The 14632-nt window shown below is 71.0% G+C and carries 11 protein-coding genes; 5 read left to right on the top strand and 6 right to left on the bottom strand.

Translation table 11 applies throughout. The annotated features are described in order from the left end of the window. Positions 1 to 22: 22 nt before the first annotated feature. The 4 genes from BM144_RS09700 to BM144_RS09685 all read right to left on the bottom strand — a co-directional run bounded on the left by BM144_RS09700 (position 23) and on the right by BM144_RS09685 (position 4457). A complete protein-coding gene (locus BM144_RS09700) occupies positions 23 to 1759 on the bottom strand; it encodes an ABC transporter permease (protein WP_092951597.1) in 1737 nt (578 codons plus the stop codon). A 154-nt stretch (positions 1760 to 1913) separates the two neighbouring features. After that, entirely contained in the window at positions 1914 to 3197 is a 1284-nt protein-coding gene (ubiM, locus tag BM144_RS09695; protein WP_092951595.1) for a 5-demethoxyubiquinol-8 5-hydroxylase UbiM, read from the bottom strand. Between the two features lie 130 nt (positions 3198 to 3327). Further along, a complete protein-coding gene (locus tag BM144_RS09690) occupies positions 3328 to 3870 on the bottom strand; it encodes a GNAT family N-acetyltransferase (protein WP_092951592.1) in 543 nt (180 codons plus the stop codon). Next, positions 3867 to 4457, bottom strand: a complete 591-nt coding sequence (locus BM144_RS09685; RefSeq protein ID WP_092951590.1) for a helix-turn-helix domain-containing protein — start codon at positions 4455 to 4457, stop codon at positions 3867 to 3869. The genes BM144_RS09690 and BM144_RS09685 overlap by 4 nt, the downstream gene beginning before the upstream one ends. A gap of 42 nt (positions 4458 to 4499) precedes the next feature. Here BM144_RS09685 and BM144_RS09680 point away from each other — a divergent pair, with 42 nt between their 5' ends. Beyond that, positions 4500 to 4724 (top strand): hypothetical protein, encoded by a 225-nt coding sequence (locus BM144_RS09680; protein WP_092951588.1) that lies wholly within the window; start codon positions 4500 to 4502, stop codon positions 4722 to 4724. Positions 4725 to 4774: 50 nt separating this feature from the next. On the opposite strand, the gene BM144_RS09675 is transcribed toward BM144_RS09680, so the two are convergent. Then, on the bottom strand, positions 4775 to 6262 hold the full coding sequence (locus tag BM144_RS09675; protein ID WP_092951586.1) for an aldehyde dehydrogenase (NADP(+)): 1488 nt from the start codon (positions 6260 to 6262) through the stop codon (positions 4775 to 4777). 232 nt (positions 6263 to 6494) lie between these two features. Here BM144_RS09675 and BM144_RS09670 point away from each other — a divergent pair, with 232 nt between their 5' ends. Beyond that, a complete protein-coding gene (locus BM144_RS09670; protein ID WP_092951584.1) occupies positions 6495 to 8153 on the top strand; it encodes an IclR family transcriptional regulator domain-containing protein in 1659 nt (552 codons plus the stop codon). A gap of 293 nt (positions 8154 to 8446) precedes the next feature. Then, a complete protein-coding gene (locus tag BM144_RS09665; protein ID WP_092951582.1) occupies positions 8447 to 9271 on the top strand; it encodes a M48 family metallopeptidase in 825 nt (274 codons plus the stop codon). Between the two features lie 59 nt (positions 9272 to 9330). Here BM144_RS09665 and BM144_RS09660 read toward each other — a convergent pair whose 3' ends face one another. Continuing rightward, positions 9331 to 11916, bottom strand: a complete 2586-nt coding sequence (locus BM144_RS09660) for a hypothetical protein (protein ID WP_092951580.1) — start codon at positions 11914 to 11916, stop codon at positions 9331 to 9333. A 207-nt stretch (positions 11917 to 12123) separates the two neighbouring features. Here BM144_RS09660 and BM144_RS09655 point away from each other — a divergent pair, with 207 nt between their 5' ends. Further along, positions 12124 to 12360 carry a DUF6139 family protein gene (locus BM144_RS09655; RefSeq protein ID WP_092951578.1) on the top strand — a complete coding sequence of 79 codons (237 nt, stop codon included), beginning with the start codon at positions 12124 to 12126 and terminating at the stop codon, positions 12358 to 12360. Between the two features lie 119 nt (positions 12361 to 12479). Then, on the top strand, positions 12480 to 14627 hold the full coding sequence (locus BM144_RS09650; protein WP_092951844.1) for an acetoacetate--CoA ligase: 2148 nt from the start codon (positions 12480 to 12482) through the stop codon (positions 14625 to 14627). Positions 14628 to 14632 lie beyond the last annotated feature (5 nt).

Below are 14632 nucleotides of genomic sequence, written 5' to 3'. Positions count from 1 at the left end.
TGTGGGGTCGGGGTGGCGCGGTTCAGAAGTGCATCCGGTCCTCGGCCAGCCGGTAGAGCCGGCGCCAGAGGAAGTGGTTCAAACCCATCACGAACACCACCATGGCGCCGATGCCCAGGGCGATGCGCGGAAAGTCGCCGCTGGCCGTCATCTGCGCGATGTAGCTGCCCAGGCCCTGCGCCTGCAGCGTGGTGTCCCCCCAGGTCACGTATTCGGCCACGATGCTGGCGTTCCACGAGCCGCCGCTGGCGGTGATGGCGCCCGTCACGAAGCTGGGGAACACGGCGGGCAGCAGGTAACGCTTCCAGCGCAGCCAGCCCGAGAGCCCCAGGTTCTGCGCGGCCAGGCGCAGTTCGTTCGGGATGCTGGAGGCGCCCGCGATCACGTTGAAGAGGATGTACCACTGCGTGCCCAGGATCATGAGCGGCGAGAGCCACACGTCGGGGTTCAGCTTCCAGTGCACCGCCAGCATCACCGCCACCGGAAAGAACAGATTGGCAGGAAAGGCCGCCAGGAACTGCGCCACCGCCTGCAGCCGCCCCGACCAGCGCGGGTTCATGCCGATCCACACGCCGATGGGCACCCACACCAGTGCCGCCAGCGCGATCAGCACCAGCACACGCACCAGCGTGTAGCTCCCCAGCAGGAACACATGGGCCACTTCATGCCAGCCCACCTCGGAATGCACGAACTGCACCAGCCGCGCGATGGCGAACAGCACGCCCGCGGCCAGCACGGCATCCCACACCCTTTCCGTGCGGGGCGAGGGCGCGGCAGGCCGCGCGCGGATCGATGTGCCGTCGTGGCTGCGCCTGAAGAGCGTGAGCGTGCGTCCCAGCTGCCGCTGGCACCAGCCCGCCAGGCGCTGCGTGCCGCGCGCGCGGCGCAGCCAGTCCAGCAGCCATGAGCGCGGGGCGGCGTCGGCGCTGCCCTCCTCGAAGCGGAACTTGTCGGCCCAGGCCACCAGGGGGCGGAAGAGCAGCTGGTCGTACAGCAGGATGGCCACCAGCATGCAGCCGATGGCCCAGCCGATGGCGGAGAGGTCGCGTGCCTCGATCGCCATGGCGATGTACGAACCCACGCCGGGCAGCTTGATGTCCTGGTGCGAGACGGAGATGGCCTCCGACGCCACCACGAAGAACCAGCCGCCGGACATCGACATCATCATGTTCCACAGCAGCCCCGGCATGGCGAAGGGCAGTTCGAGCCGCCAGAAGCGCTGCCAGCCCGAGAGCTGGAACACGCGCGCGGCTTCCTGCAGTTCGGCCGGCACGGTGCGCAGCGACTGGTAGAGGCTGAAGGCCATGTTCCAGGCCTGCGAGGTGAAGATCGCGAAGATGGCCGCGCACTCCACGCCCAGCAGGCTGCCCGGAAAGAGCGCGATGAAGCCCGTCACCGTGATCGACAGAAAGCCCAGGATGGGAATGGACTGCAGGATGTCCAGCAGCGGCACCAGCACCCGCTCGGCCAGCCGGTACTTGGCCGCCAGCACGGCGAACACGCAGGCGAAGACCAGCGACGCCCCCAATGCGATGAACATGCGCAGCGTGGTGCGCAGCAGGTAATAGGGCAGTTGCCACGGGTCCAGCGACAGCGGCAGCGCATCGCCCATGTGGAAGGGCTGGGCCATCTGCGCCGCGCCATAGGCCAGCAGCACCACGCCGGCCAGCACCAGGGGCAGCAGCGCCCAGTCCCAGCGGTTCGGTGGCGCGTCCACAATCTGGCGGGGGAGGAACTCGCGGCGCTGGGGCTGGGTCATGGCGGTGCCGGTAGCTGGGGCTGGGCCGCGCCGAGGGATTTCAGCCGCGTGCCGGAAAGGCCGCAAGCGTACGCGGGTTCCGTGGAGGCCTTGTGAACGCTGCCCGCGCAACGTGTGCGTCGAGCCGGGCCGCATCCGGCGGAGGCGCGGCGGCTTACCCGCCCTGCTCTTGCGGGCTGCGCGACGGCCCGCGCCCCGTCAACTGGCGGGTGATGGCCGCCTGCAGCGGCGGCAGGCGGCGCGCGCCCTGCAGCACCCATTGCCGCAGCAGCCGGGGCAGCGGCCGCGGGTCGGTATAGAGCCGCACGATGGCGTTCGTGCCCTGGTAGATCGGCAGCGCATGGCGGTGGTGGGCGCGGGCGTAGCGCGCCAGCACCGAAGCCGCGCCGATGTCCTCCCCGCGCAGCCGGGCGTCCGCCATCGTGCGGGCCAGGCCCTCCACCCCGGCCAGGCCCAGGTTGTAGCCATGGGCCGTCACGGGGTGCATGCCGACGGCGGCATCGCCCAGCAGCGCGCAGCGGGTGCCGGAGAAGCGGTGCGCGTAGACGGCCACCAGAGGGTAGGCATGGCGCTCCCCCACCAGTTGCATGCCGCCCAGGCGGTGCTGGAATTGCTCCGCGACTTCGGCTGCGAAGGCATCGCCGTCCTGCGCCATCAGCGCGGCGGCATCCGCCGTGCCGGCGGTGACCACGATCGAACACCGGGGGGCGCCATCCTGCGGGTCGTCCGGCAGCGGCAGCACGGCCAGCGTGCGCGCGTAGCCGAAGCATTCGTGTGCCACGCCGCCATGGGGCGCCGCATGGCGCATGCGGCAGACGATGACGGTGCGGCCGAAATCGGTCATCTGCGCGCCGATGCCCAACTGCCGGCGTGCGGCGGAGAAGCGGCTGTCCGCGGCCACCACCAGCGCACCCTGCAGGCGCGTGGCCGGCGCAGTGGGAGCGCTGCCGGCCGGGGTGTAGTCCACCTCCGCGTGCGTGGGCAGTGCCGAGACACGGCCGACCTGCGCCCCGCTGACGATGCGCACGCCCGGCGTGGCCGAAGCCGCCTGCCACGCCGTGCGGCGCAGGGCGTGGTTGGGCACGATCCAGCCCAGGTGGCCGGTGCCGCTGCGCTGCGCATCCAGTTGCAGCGCGGCATGCCGGCCCACGGGCCCGTCGTGCACCTGCGCTTCGGTGATGCGGCCGATCTCGTGCGCGGCCAGACGCTGCCACGACCCCAGGCGGCGCAGCGTGCCGCCGCTGGGGTGGGTGAGGGCGATCTCGCGCCCGTCCGGCGCGGGATCGGCGAGCGCGGCCTCGCTCTGCTGATCGACCACCGTCACCTGGAAACCGGCCTGCCCCAGCGCCGTGGCCAGCGACAGGCCGGCGGGGCCTGCGCCCACGATGAGGACATCGCTGTCACGGTGGTGGGTCTGCGGCTCGGTGGTGTGGTGCATGGCCAGGATCGCGCTGCGGCGGGGTGAAGCGCTGGAGGGCGCGGGTGGCCATTGTGGACCGCCGGTGCGCGCACGCGCTTGCCGTGCATCAACCAACAAGGAAGCCGGTGGGGGATCGGGGCAGGAGCCGCTACAGGCGCTTGTGGAAGAAAGTGGTGCCGCAGAGCGCGCCGTCGGGCAGCAGCGCGTATTCAGGCACGCTGCCCACGCGCTGCCAGCCGGCGCGGGTATAGAGGCGTTCGGCATCTCCCCCGGTCACGGTGTCGAGCACCAGCACGGTCTTTCCTTCGCCGCGGGCCACGGCGTCGGCCGCCTCCAGCAGCCGCTGCGCCAGTCCCTGCCGGCGTGCGCGTCGATGTACCAGCATCTTGGCCAGGTCGGCACGGTGCGGCTGATTGTCAGGCTGGGCCAGCACCAGCTGCACGGTGCCGACGATCCGGCCGGCGGCATCTTCGGCCACCAGCAGCGCGCGGGCGCCGCAAGCCACGCCATCCGCCACGCCGCGCCAGAACGCCTCGGCCTTGGCGGTGCCCAGCGGCAGCATGAAGCCCACCGACGCACCGCCCTCCACGCAATCCACCAGCACCTCGGCCAGGGCGGGGATGCAGGCGGCGGCTTCGTTCGCGCCGACGCGGCGCACCGTCGGGAGGGAGGCGGGAGCGGGGGTGTTCATGCGGACCTCTTGCTGAAGAAGGGACCGGAAGTGGCCAGCGCCACGAGGTAGCGCGCCGCCTGCCGGGTGGGGTTGCGGTACACGATGGGGCTGCCCAGGGGGTGGGCCAGGCAATCGCCGGCCTCCAGCCGCCAGGCCGTGCCATCCACCGTGATCTCCATGGCGCCTTCGATCATCCAGATCTGCTGGTGGATCTCCACCCCGCGTGGCGCGTTGTCGTATGCCACGCGCTGCCCGGGTGGGAAGACCACGTCCACCAGTTGCAGCGGCGAGGGCCCCCCGGGGGAGACGCTGCGGCGGACATACCCCGAGGCCGGGTCGGTCCATACCGGCTGCTGCGCCACACGGGCCACCGGCGAGACGGCTTCGTCGTCCGCCGGCTCGCGTTCGAACAGCGAGGACAGCGTCACGCCCAAGCCGCTGGCCAGCTTGTCGAGCACGGTGGCGGTCGGGCTGCTCTCCCCGCGTTCGATGAGGGAGATGTTCGAACGGCTCACGCCGCTGCGCTCGGCCAGTGCCTCGAGCGACAGCCCCCGTGCATCGCGCAGGGTGCGCAGGCGCTGGGCGAGCAAGGTGGTGATGTCCATGCATCCAGTTTACTGGAATACTTTTTCCAAAAAAATGGATGCATGAAAGGGTCCTACCCCCGGCAGGTATTCCTCGACGTCGCAGGACACGCTGGACAACTGCCGCGCGTACCAGGCCAGATCGTCCGCCTGGCTGTGCAGCAGCACGCCGTCGCTGTGCTGCTGGAACAGGTGACCACCCGGCTGCGGGCGTGCGGGTGGCGCGCGGTTTGGGGGCTGGTCATCGCCTCGGCCTGGACGGCGCTGGGCGCGTGGCAGCCGGGCTAGCCCGTGCCGCCGCCGTGCCGGGGCGGCACGGATCGGGGCGCGGGCTTTCCTTAAACCGGCACGCCCTTGCGGTCCGTCAGCCAGGCCGGCGCATCCTGCAGCGCCACCGGCCGCAGGAACCGGTCCAGCGCCGCATAACCCACCGAGGTGGTGAACGGCGACGTCGACGCGGGGAAGGGGCCGCCGTGGTGCTGGGCGGCGGTCACGGCCACGCCGGTGGGCACGCCGGTGAACAGCACGCGGCCGGCCACCTGGGTGGCGGCGCGCACGAGGTCGCGGTGTTCGGCGGTATCGCTGTCGGCGCCCCAGACCGTCACGGTGAGCGAACCGCCCACGGCGTGCAGCACGGCGATGGTCTCGGCAACCGAGTCCACACGCACCACCAGCGCGGCGGAGCCGAACACTTCTTCATGCAGATGGTGGTCGGCGATGAAGTCGGCGGCCTGCACTTCGCCCAGGAAGGGGCGGGGCGTGGCGCCTGCGGCGGCGGTGTCGCTCACCAGGGCCTTCAGTCGGGGGTGGCCCTTCCAGGCGGCGACGCCCTTGTCGAACGCGCCCCGGATGCCAGGGGTCAGCATGGCGTGGGGCGCCAGGGCGGCGAGTTTCTCGGCCAGCGCGGCCACGAAGGCGTCGCCCGAGGCGTCCTTGCGCACGACGATCACGCCGGGGCTCGTGCAGAACTGGCCCGAGCCCAGGCAGATGGAGCCGGCCAGCGTTTCGGCCAGGGCGGAGCCGTTGGCTTCCAGCGCGGCGGGCAGGGCGACCAGCGGGTTCACCGAGCCCAGTTCGCCGTAGAACGGGATCGGGCGGGGCCGCTCGGCCGCCACCTTCGCCAGGGCGGTACCGCCCTTGAACGAGCCGGTGAAGGCCACGGCCGCGATGGCGGGCGCCTGCACCAGGGCCACGCCGGCTTCGATCGAGCCGCCCTCGATGGCCTGGAACACGCCAGCGGGCAGGCCGCGCGCAGCCACCACCTTCTGGGCGAGCGCCACGGTCTGGCGCGTCAGCTCGGGGTGGGCGGGGTGGCCCTTGACCACGACGGGGTTGCCGGCGGCCAGGGCGGAAGCTGTGTCGCCGCCCAGCACCGAGAACGCGAACGGGAAATTGCTGGCCGAGAACATGGCCACGGGGCCCACGGGCACGCGCACACGCAACATGCGGGGCCGGCCGGCGGGCGGCGCACCGGGGACTGCCGGGTCGTCGATGGTGGCGTGCGCGTCGCCGCGCTCGACCACGTCGGCAAAGCCGCGCAACTGGAACGCGGTGCGGTCCAGCTCGCCGTTCAGGCGCACGGGGCCCAGCCCGCTTTCGCGGTCGGCCAGCGGCACCAGGGCTTCACGCTGGGATTCCAGCGCTTCGGCCAAAGCGCGCAACAGGCCCGCGCGGTCCGCGGCGCTGGTGGCTGCGAAGGCATCGGCAGCAGCGGCGGCAGCGGCCACGGCGGCTTCGATGGCGGCGGGCGAAGAGGCGGGCCAGGCGTCGCCATGGGGCTGGCCGGTGCGCGCGTCGATGGATTGGAGGGTGTCGGGCGTGGACATGGAAGAAGTCTCCTGCAGAGGGAAATAGGGGCTGTGGGGCGAAGCGGAGCCGATCGCGCTCGTCTCAGCAGATGGAAATGCGTTGGAAATGTGCGGCGCGCGGCCGGCCCGTCCCCGGAGGGCGGTGCTGCGGGCGACGGCCCATGGTAATGACCGTCCCCGTGCGCGGGCTTGCACGGGCGGACGAGGTGTCCGGTAAAGTGCAGAGCAGTTCCACCATTTGAGACAAAACATGGCCTCTTCCGCCGCCGAGGGTACGGCAGCCCTCGAAAAGGCCCTCGATCTGCTGGAAGCAGTGGGGGCCGCTCCCGAAGGCCTGAGCCAGGCCGAGTTGGCCCAGCGGCTGGGCCTGCCGCGCACCACGGCCTACCGGCTGCTCGCCACGCTGGTCGCCCGTGGGCTGCTGCGGCGCGATCCGTTGCGCAAGGTCTATTGCCTGGGCATGCGCTGCTTCGAAATGGCGCGGCAGGCCTATGCCATGCCCGATCTGGCGGCCGCGGCCGCGCTGGAGCTGCGCGCGCTGCGCGACCTCACGGGAGAGACCACGTACCTCGCAGCGCTGGATGGCCGCGAAGTCGTGTCGCTGGAACGGTGCGACGGTGCGCACAGCCAGCGTTCTTCCAGCGCGCTGGGCCAGCGCAAGCCGGTGCATTGCACGAGCCAGGGCAAGGCCATCCTGTCCGCCCTGGGGGAGGCCGAGCGCGATGCGCTCGTGCGCGGGCTGGCGCTCAAGCCCGTCACGCCGCGCACCATCACCGACCGCCGCCGCCTGCAGGCCGAACTGCGCGTGACCGCGGCGCGCGGCTATGCCATCGACGACGAGGAGATCGTGGCCGGCATCCGCTGCGTGGGCGCCCCCATCGTGGATGGCCGGGGGCAGGTGCGCGGCGCGCTCAGCGTGGCGGGGCCCGCGTGGCGCCTCACGCCCGAGCGGCTCGAACTGCTCGGACCCGAAGTGGCAGAGGCCGCCCGCCGCGTGGGCGCCCAATTGCAGCGGGTGCGGGCGCCGGTCGCGGACACCGTGGCGCGTGCGCTCGCCGGGCCCTGGGCCTTCCATGGCGCCCATGCGCATTGGTGTGCCGATACCGGGGTGCTCTACTGGGCGGACACCCTCGCGCCCGCGCTGCGTGCCTGGTCTCCCCTGGAGGGCGCCGCGCCCGCGGGGGGGCCGGATGGCGGCATCGCCGAGGGGCCGCTGGGCGCCGACCGCGCCGTGGCGGGCCACGACGCGCCCATCGTCGGCGTGCTGGTGCATGGCGGGGCCGAGGGGGTCACGCTGGTGGGCGGCCAGGGCGCCGTCCGGTGGCGGCCCGGCGCGGATGCGCCCGAACCGTGGCCGGCCTGGCCGCCCGGTGCCGTGGTGCAGGCCGCCTGCCTGGGCGCACCCGAGGGCGCGCAGCCCTCCGCATGGCTGGCGACCGAAACCGCCGAAGGCGGGAGTGCCGTGGGCCGGCTGCAGGGCGACGGCAGCATCGACGTGCTGTGGCGCTTTTCCGAGCCGCTGCAATGCCTGCGCTGGCGCGCACGGGATGGCGCGCTGCTGGCCACCGTGCCGGACACCGGCGCCATCCTGCTCATGCACCCCGACAGCCCGGGCGTGGTGCGCCGGCTCGTCACGGTGCCCAAGGGGTCGGGCCGCGTGAGCGGCCTGGCCTTCGACCCCGACGGGGGCGTGTGGACCGCACTGCGCGACGGGTGGAGCGTCGTGCGCTTCCTGCCCGACGGCAGCCTGGACCGCGTGGCCGGGCTGCCGGTGCCCTGCCCGACCGATGTGGCCGTGGGCGGGGCCGATGGCCGCACCCTGTTCGTCACCACCTCTCGCCAGCCCGTGGCGCTGGACATGCTGGCGAACGCGCCGCTGTCGGGCCGCCTCTTCGCGCTGCCGCTGTGAGATCCAGGGCGCGTTCAAGGAGCGGTTTTTTGCAACAAGATGTGGCCTTTGCGGAGGGCGGCAAAGTTGTTACGTATCGCGGGAAGTTCCCCGCAAATACGCCGCGTTACCTTCGTTGGATATGAATACAAATGGATGCAAGTCCGGCCGGGCAGCCTTCGCCAAGCCGCCGACGGTATGGACAATCCGCCTCCGCCGGAACCCCCTTCCCGGGGCGCTTCCGCAGGAGGCCCGGGCCCAGCGCCCGCGGTACTCCGTTTGAAGGTCATCCATTCCAACGAGGGTAGAAATCCATGAACACGTCCCGCCTGAGCGCGCTTGCGCTCGCCCTGCTCTTGGCCGGCTGCGCCACCAATGGCTCCACGAGCGGCTCGTCCGCCGGTACATCGTCCGTCGCTTCCGTGCTGGGAGCCGCGGGGGCGGGCGGTTCGGGCACCACCGAAAGCAAGATCGGCGCTGCCGCGGACGTGTTCAAGGCGGTCACCGTGTCGGACGACGAACTCAAGGCGGTGTCGCTGCAGCTGCGTGCCTATGAAGAGCGCACCGAGAAGGTCGCGCCCGCCAAGAACAAATACGCCCAGCGCCTGGCCCGCCTGACGAAGAAGCACGTCAACGAAGACGGCATGAAGCTCAACTTCAAGGTCTACCTTGCCAACGAAGTGAACGCCGACGCCACGGCCGACGGTTCCATCCGCGTCTACGCCGGCCTGATGGACATGATGAACGACCAGGAACTGCTGGGCGTGATCGGCCACGAGATCGGCCACGTGAAGCTGCAGCACTCGCTGGCCGCCATGCGCACCGCCTACCTGGCGTCCGCCGGCCGCAAGGCCGCTTCCGCCGCCGGCGGCGTGGGCCGCCTGGCCGACAGCGACCTGGGCGCACTGGGCGAGAAGCTCGTCAACAGCCAGTTCTCGCAAAGCCAGGAAACCGCCGCGGACGACTACGGCCTGGCTTTCATGAAGAAGCACAAGTACAAGGTCAGCGCCATGGAATCGGCGTTCCGCAAGCTCGCGGCGCAAAGCGGCGGCAAGGGCGGCGCGCTCGACGAAATGCTGTCTTCGCACCCCGATCCGGGCGGCCGTGCGGACCGCATGCGCGACCAGGCCGCGAAGTAATCGACGAAGCGCGAGGCCGCAGGGGAAGGCGATGCGGCCTTCGCGTGCCTGCGCGGCCGTCAGCCGTCGGAATCGCTGTCGGTGTCGTGGTTGAACGTCAGGCGGCCATTGCGTGCCTGCGTGATCGAGCTGCCGATGTTGGCGCGCATCTGGCGGTGGATGTCGCTTTGGCCCTCTACATAGGCGCGCGAGGATTTGGACATCCAGAAGGGCCCGCGGTGCGTGCTCGGCGAAACCTCCAGTTCGTCGGCGCAGGTCCCGCAAGGCCGCATCGTGCCCGCGAGCATCGTGTGGTCCAGCGGCGTGTCCAGTTCGTCGCGCAGATGGTCGGCGATGCGCCGCTCGGCATGCAGGTGCACGGCACGGCTGTCCTTCTGGTAGTTGCTGTCCGGAACGGCAAAGCGCTGCTCCGCGATCGCAGCGAATATCTCGTCGGAAACCGGGGTCGGGTGCGGGTCGGAGGCCGGGTCCAGGCGAGCCAGGAGCTTGGCCTCGTGCCGGAGTGCGCGTTGCGTGTTGTCGATCGGCGCGGGCGGTGGCGATTGCGCCAGCAGGGCCTGCATGCCCTCGCCCGCCAGGAACGTCCGCAAGGTGGTATTGAATCCGGTCTCGTTGGACGACACGATGATCGAACCGCTGCCTGCGTCGTAGTAGCACTGGATCTCGGAGTCGGTCTCCGGGAATTGCTGCCGCAGCAGGGTGCTGAGCCAGCGCAACGGTTGCGCGTGCCGGTCTTGTGCGTAGCTGCGGGGTGGGTGGACCAGTGCACTGTTCTGGCGGTAGATGGAGCCCAGCCGGTCCGGGGCGCCCTGGCCCGGGTCGCGGGTATGGCGATCCACCAGAAGGATCCGGTCGGGCGCGGTGCCTCCGACCTTCTGGCGCAGCATCTTGACGCGGGAGTCCTGCGGAGGCCCGGCATCGGGCGGCGGGTCCAGCCGCGCGGAGAGACGCGCCAGCAGCCCGGCGATGCGCGCGGATGCGGCCCCATCCACACCGCTCAGCAGCTGGCCGATGCCGGAGAGATCGCGCACCCTTCCCCGCTCATCGAGCAAGGCGCGCACGATCCTGCGGGGCGCGCCCTGGGCATCCGCCGCGGCCTGGATGGCCGTGGCGGGCGCGTCGCGCAGCATCCTGGCGACCCTCTCGACATTGTCCAGGTAGCCCGGAGCCTGCTTCAGGAACAGGGCGGCTTCCATCCGCGAACTGCCGGTCGTCGCAGGCGGCAGCGATGGACCGGCCGGTTCGGGCAGGGCCGCCGCCTGGTCTTTCCAGCCCAGGCGCTGCGCCCAGGCCCGGATCGCGCCGGCATGCGCGCCGTAGTCGGCCAACCGCTGCAGCCTGTCGATGTTCAAGCCATCCTTCCTGACGTATTGGGTCAGGGTGGTGAGGGGCAACTCCTGCTGCTGGGCGATCTCGCTTTGCGTGCGTGGTGAGGTGGCGCACATCATTTCCAGCACCTTGGCCACCTTCCGAGCGCTGATCGGCGAGAGACCGGGGGCGCCGGAATCCAGCGCGGCGACGAACTCCTGCTGCCCCAGCGCGGTGAGCAATTCCCGGATCTCCGGGCCGTGCTGCTCGTATCCCGGCAAGCCCTCGATGCTCTTCGGTGGCTTGCGCAAGACGCCTTCCGCGCTGATCCAGTTGTACAGCAGGCCTTTTTTGACGCCGACGCCGTCATGCAGCGCCTCTCGGAGGCAGGGGGCGTCCAGCCGTTGGCTGGCCTTGGCCTCGGTCCGCTGCGAGATCAGCCGCAAGGCGGCCACCAACTTGGCGGCGTCGAACGTTTCGCGGGCCGACCCGGGCGGCAGATTCTCTTGCGCACCGATCAGTCCCAGGCGCCTCGCGAGCGGCTCGATGCGGTCGCGCCACAGGGGATAGTCCTCGTGCTTCGCCAGGCGGGTCGCCAGCTTTTCCTGCTGCCACTTTTCCGGATTGCTCCACTTCTCCATGTTCTTGCCATGCAGGTTCCTGCCGGACGCGAGCCGGTCGGACATCGCCTGGAAGATCTGCTCCGGATGGATGGGCTGGCGCGAGGCGCGGGCCTTCTTGGCGGCTGGCGGGTCGGCGGTGCCGCCGTCGGGCAGCGGCCGCTTTCCGCTGCCGGGCATTCCCTTCTCCAGCCAGTCGGCTTGTTCCGTCTGGTGGAGGCGCCGCAGGGACGCCAGGATGGAGGGCTTGTGGTCCTCGTAGTCCGGCATGGTCTGGAGCAGTTCGGGCTTGCGGCAGATTCCGCCCTTGCCGATGTGGTCGCCGAGCGTGGCGCGGCCGATGTCCCGGATCACCTCCCTGGCGGAATGCAAAGGGTTGTCGGCCATCATCGACAACGCCTGGGCAATGAGGGCCGCATTGATCCGGGAGGTTTTCGCCGCTTTCGGCTGGGACGACGAAGCGCTCGCGCCTTCTCCGGTGGTCCGCAGGGGCTCCGCTTTCACGGGGGCGCGGGCGATGGCCTGCGTGCGGGGCCGGTGCGCCGCGCTGCCTTCCTGCTGTCCGCTGGCGACGCGCCGCGCGAGCTGGGGGTGCGCCGAGGCGGCGGTGGAAGAGCGTGGCTGTGCGCCGGATGTCCCTTGCGATGCGCCTGGAGTGCGCTCGGCCTTCTCCGACGTGGAGCGGCGGCCGTGCAGTTCGCCGAGACCGGTTTTCATTGGGGGGCCAAACAGTGAAAAGAGATTCTCCGAGTGTTGGCGTCTGCGGTTCCTGCAGCGGTGCGGCTGCGAAATGCTGCAAAGGCACGCGAATCCACCGCCGGATTTTCTGCAAGGTGGCCGCGGCGGCGTTTTCCTACGCGCCCCGGCCGCCGCGCTGGCTAGAGTGAAAAGCCCTGTATCCCACTCCAGACAAAGGATCCCCACATGCGCGTGGACATCTACCGCCGTGCCGAACGTGACGGCAAGTTCTCCCACCTCGCGGTGCCCGAAGGCCGCCCGATCCCCCAGGAAGCCATCAATGTGGACTGGGCCTCGGAAGCCCAGGGCAAGGAGCTGGATGAAGCGGCGGACCACTGGGACGACTACGGCATTCCCCGGCCCGGCGCGCAGATCCAGGAAAAGGGCTACGCCATCACCGGCCTGCACGAACTCACCGACTGACAGCAAGACCAGGCCGGACCTGCGAACGGGCCGACCGCGCAACGGCGTGCGGCCCGGGGTGTCCATCGGGTGACGCCCCTGCCGTGACAGCACCCGGGGTGCGCGCTACGCTGGAGCGCATGGAGACAAACCACCCCGCGGCGCCCCAGAGCGCGCCCTTCATTCCCCAACTGCGCCTGTACCGCGCCTGGCTCGAACGCCACCGCGGGCTCGCATTCGCCGACTACGGCGCCCTCTGGCGCTGGTCCGTCACCGACCTCGATGCCTTCTGGCAGAGCGTGTGGGACTACTTCGGCATCGAATCGCCCACCCCGCACACGGCCGTGCTGGCCCGCAACACCCTGCCCGGGGCCGAATGGTTTCCCGGCGCGCAGGTGAACTACGCGCGGCAGGCGCTGCGCCATGCCGACGCCGCCCACGCGGCGGGGCAGCCCGCCGTCATCAGCCGCAACGAGCGCGGCGAGCACCGCGAGATCGCCTGGCCCGAGCTGCGCCGGCAGGTGGCGGCGCTGGCGCTGCACCTGCGCGCGCAGGGGGTGCAGCCCGGCGACCGCGTGGCGGCCTACCTGCCCAACATCCCCGAGGCGATGGTGGCGCTTTTGGCCACCGCGAGCCTGGGCGCCATCTGGAGCGTGTGCGCGCCCGACATGGGCACGGCGGCGGTGCTCGACCGCTTCCGGCAGATCGAACCCAAGGTGCTCATCGCCGTCGATGGCGTGACCTACGGCGGCCGCGACCTGGACCGCCGCCACGTGCTGGCCGAGCTGCGCGACGCGCTGCCCACCCTGCAGCACATGGTCGTCGTGGACCAGTTGGATACTGCGAAAACAATAGCAAACTGTGTGGATTACACGGCGGCATCGGCACGAAACGATGCTGAAACGGATGCCTTCGAGCCGCTGTGGCTGCCGTTCGACCACCCGCTCTGGATCGTCTATTCGAGCGGCACCACCGGCCTGCCCAAGCCCATCGTGCACGGCCATGGCGGCATGGTGCTCGTGGCCCTGCTGCTCAAGAGCCTGCACAACGACATCGGGCCCAGCCACGAGCCCAACTCCTTCGGCGAGCGATACCACTGGTACAGCTCCACCGGCTGGGTGATGTGGAATGCGCAGGTGAGCGGCCTGCTCTCGGGCACCACCTGTGTGATCTACGACGGCAACCCCGGCGGCAGCAAGGAACGGCCCGACTGGGGCACGCTCTGGCGCTTCGCGGCCGAGACGGGCGTGACCTTCTTCGGCGCGGGCGCGGCGTTCTACGCCAACTGCATGAAGGCCGGGCTGGACCTCGCCGCCTGCGGCGACCTCTCGCGCATCCGCGCGCTGGGCACCACGGGCTCGCCGCTCTCGCCCGAGGTGCAGGAATGGGGCACCGCCCAGTTCGCGCGCATCGCGGGCGGGCCGCGCGGGGGCGAGCCGATCTGGTGGGACAACATCTCGGGCGGCACCGACTTCTGCGGCGCGTTCATCGGCGGCGACCGCGAACTGCCCCAGGTGCCCGGCGAGATGCAGTGCCGCATGCTCGGCGCGGCCGTGGAGGCCTGGGATGCCCAGGGCCGCCCGGTCGTGGGCGAGGTGGGCGAGCTGGTCTGCACGCAGCCCATCCCGTCGATGCCGCTCTATTTCTGGGGCGACGCGCCCGAAGGCATGGCGCCGCGCCCCGGGCACCCTGCGGGCCCGCGCTATCTGGCGAGCTATTTCGACATGTACCCGCCCGGCCACGGGCGCCGGCCGGGCGGCGGCGACGGCCCGGCCTCCATGGGCGCCGTCTGGCGCCATGGCGACTGGCTGCGCATCGGCGAGGAAGGGCGATGCGTGATCTACGGCCGCAGCGACGCCACCATCAACCGCCACGGCCTGCGCATGGGCACGAGCGAGCTGTACCGCGCGGTGGAGGCGCTGCCGGAGGTGCTCGACAGCCTCGTGGTCGATCTGGAGTACCTCGGCCGCGAGAGCTACATGCCGCTCTTCGTGGCGCTGCGCGAGGGCGCCGTGCTCGACGACGCGCTGCGCGAGCGCATCGCCGGCGCGATCCGCACCGCGCTCTCGCCGCGCTTCGTGCCCGACGAGATCGTGCAGGTGGCCGAGGTGCCGCGCACGCTCACCGGCAAGAAGCAGGAACTGCCCATCAAGAAGCTGCTGCTCGGCCAGCCGCTGGAGAAGGTGGTCAACCGCGACGCCATGGCCAACCCGGGCTGCCTCGCGTGGTACGAGGGTTTCGCGCGGGCCCACGCTGCCCGGCGCCCGGCGGAAGCTGCGGGGCGCTGACCGGC

The organism is Paracidovorax konjaci (assembly GCF_900112675.1).
Classification (GTDB): domain Bacteria; phylum Pseudomonadota; class Gammaproteobacteria; order Burkholderiales; family Burkholderiaceae_C; genus Paracidovorax; species Paracidovorax konjaci.
This window is presented reverse-complemented; position numbering and strand designations above follow the sequence as displayed.

Excerpts from the sequence above, each read along its gene's own strand:
- BM144_RS09700 (WP_092951597.1), bottom strand. The coding sequence starts at position 1,759 with ATGACCCAGCCCCAGCGCCGCGAGTTCCTCCCCCGCCAGATTGTGGAC.
- ubiM (WP_092951595.1), bottom strand. The coding sequence starts at position 3,197 with ATGCACCACACCACCGAGCCGCAGACCCACCACCGTGACAGCGATGTC.
- BM144_RS09690 (WP_092951592.1), bottom strand. The coding sequence starts at position 3,870 with ATGAACACCCCCGCTCCCGCCTCCCTCCCGACGGTGCGCCGCGTCGGC.
- BM144_RS09685 (WP_092951590.1), bottom strand. The coding sequence starts at position 4,457 with ATGGACATCACCACCTTGCTCGCCCAGCGCCTGCGCACCCTGCGCGAT.
- BM144_RS09680 (WP_092951588.1), top strand. The coding sequence starts at position 4,500 with ATGAAAGGGTCCTACCCCCGGCAGGTATTCCTCGACGTCGCAGGACAC.
- BM144_RS09675 (WP_092951586.1), bottom strand. The coding sequence starts at position 6,262 with ATGTCCACGCCCGACACCCTCCAATCCATCGACGCGCGCACCGGCCAG.
- BM144_RS09670 (WP_092951584.1), top strand. The coding sequence starts at position 6,495 with ATGGCCTCTTCCGCCGCCGAGGGTACGGCAGCCCTCGAAAAGGCCCTC.
- BM144_RS09665 (WP_092951582.1), top strand. The coding sequence starts at position 8,447 with ATGAACACGTCCCGCCTGAGCGCGCTTGCGCTCGCCCTGCTCTTGGCC.
- BM144_RS09660 (WP_092951580.1), bottom strand. The coding sequence starts at position 11,916 with ATGAAAACCGGTCTCGGCGAACTGCACGGCCGCCGCTCCACGTCGGAG.
- BM144_RS09655 (WP_092951578.1), top strand. The coding sequence starts at position 12,124 with ATGCGCGTGGACATCTACCGCCGTGCCGAACGTGACGGCAAGTTCTCC.
- BM144_RS09650 (WP_092951844.1), top strand. The coding sequence starts at position 12,480 with ATGGAGACAAACCACCCCGCGGCGCCCCAGAGCGCGCCCTTCATTCCC.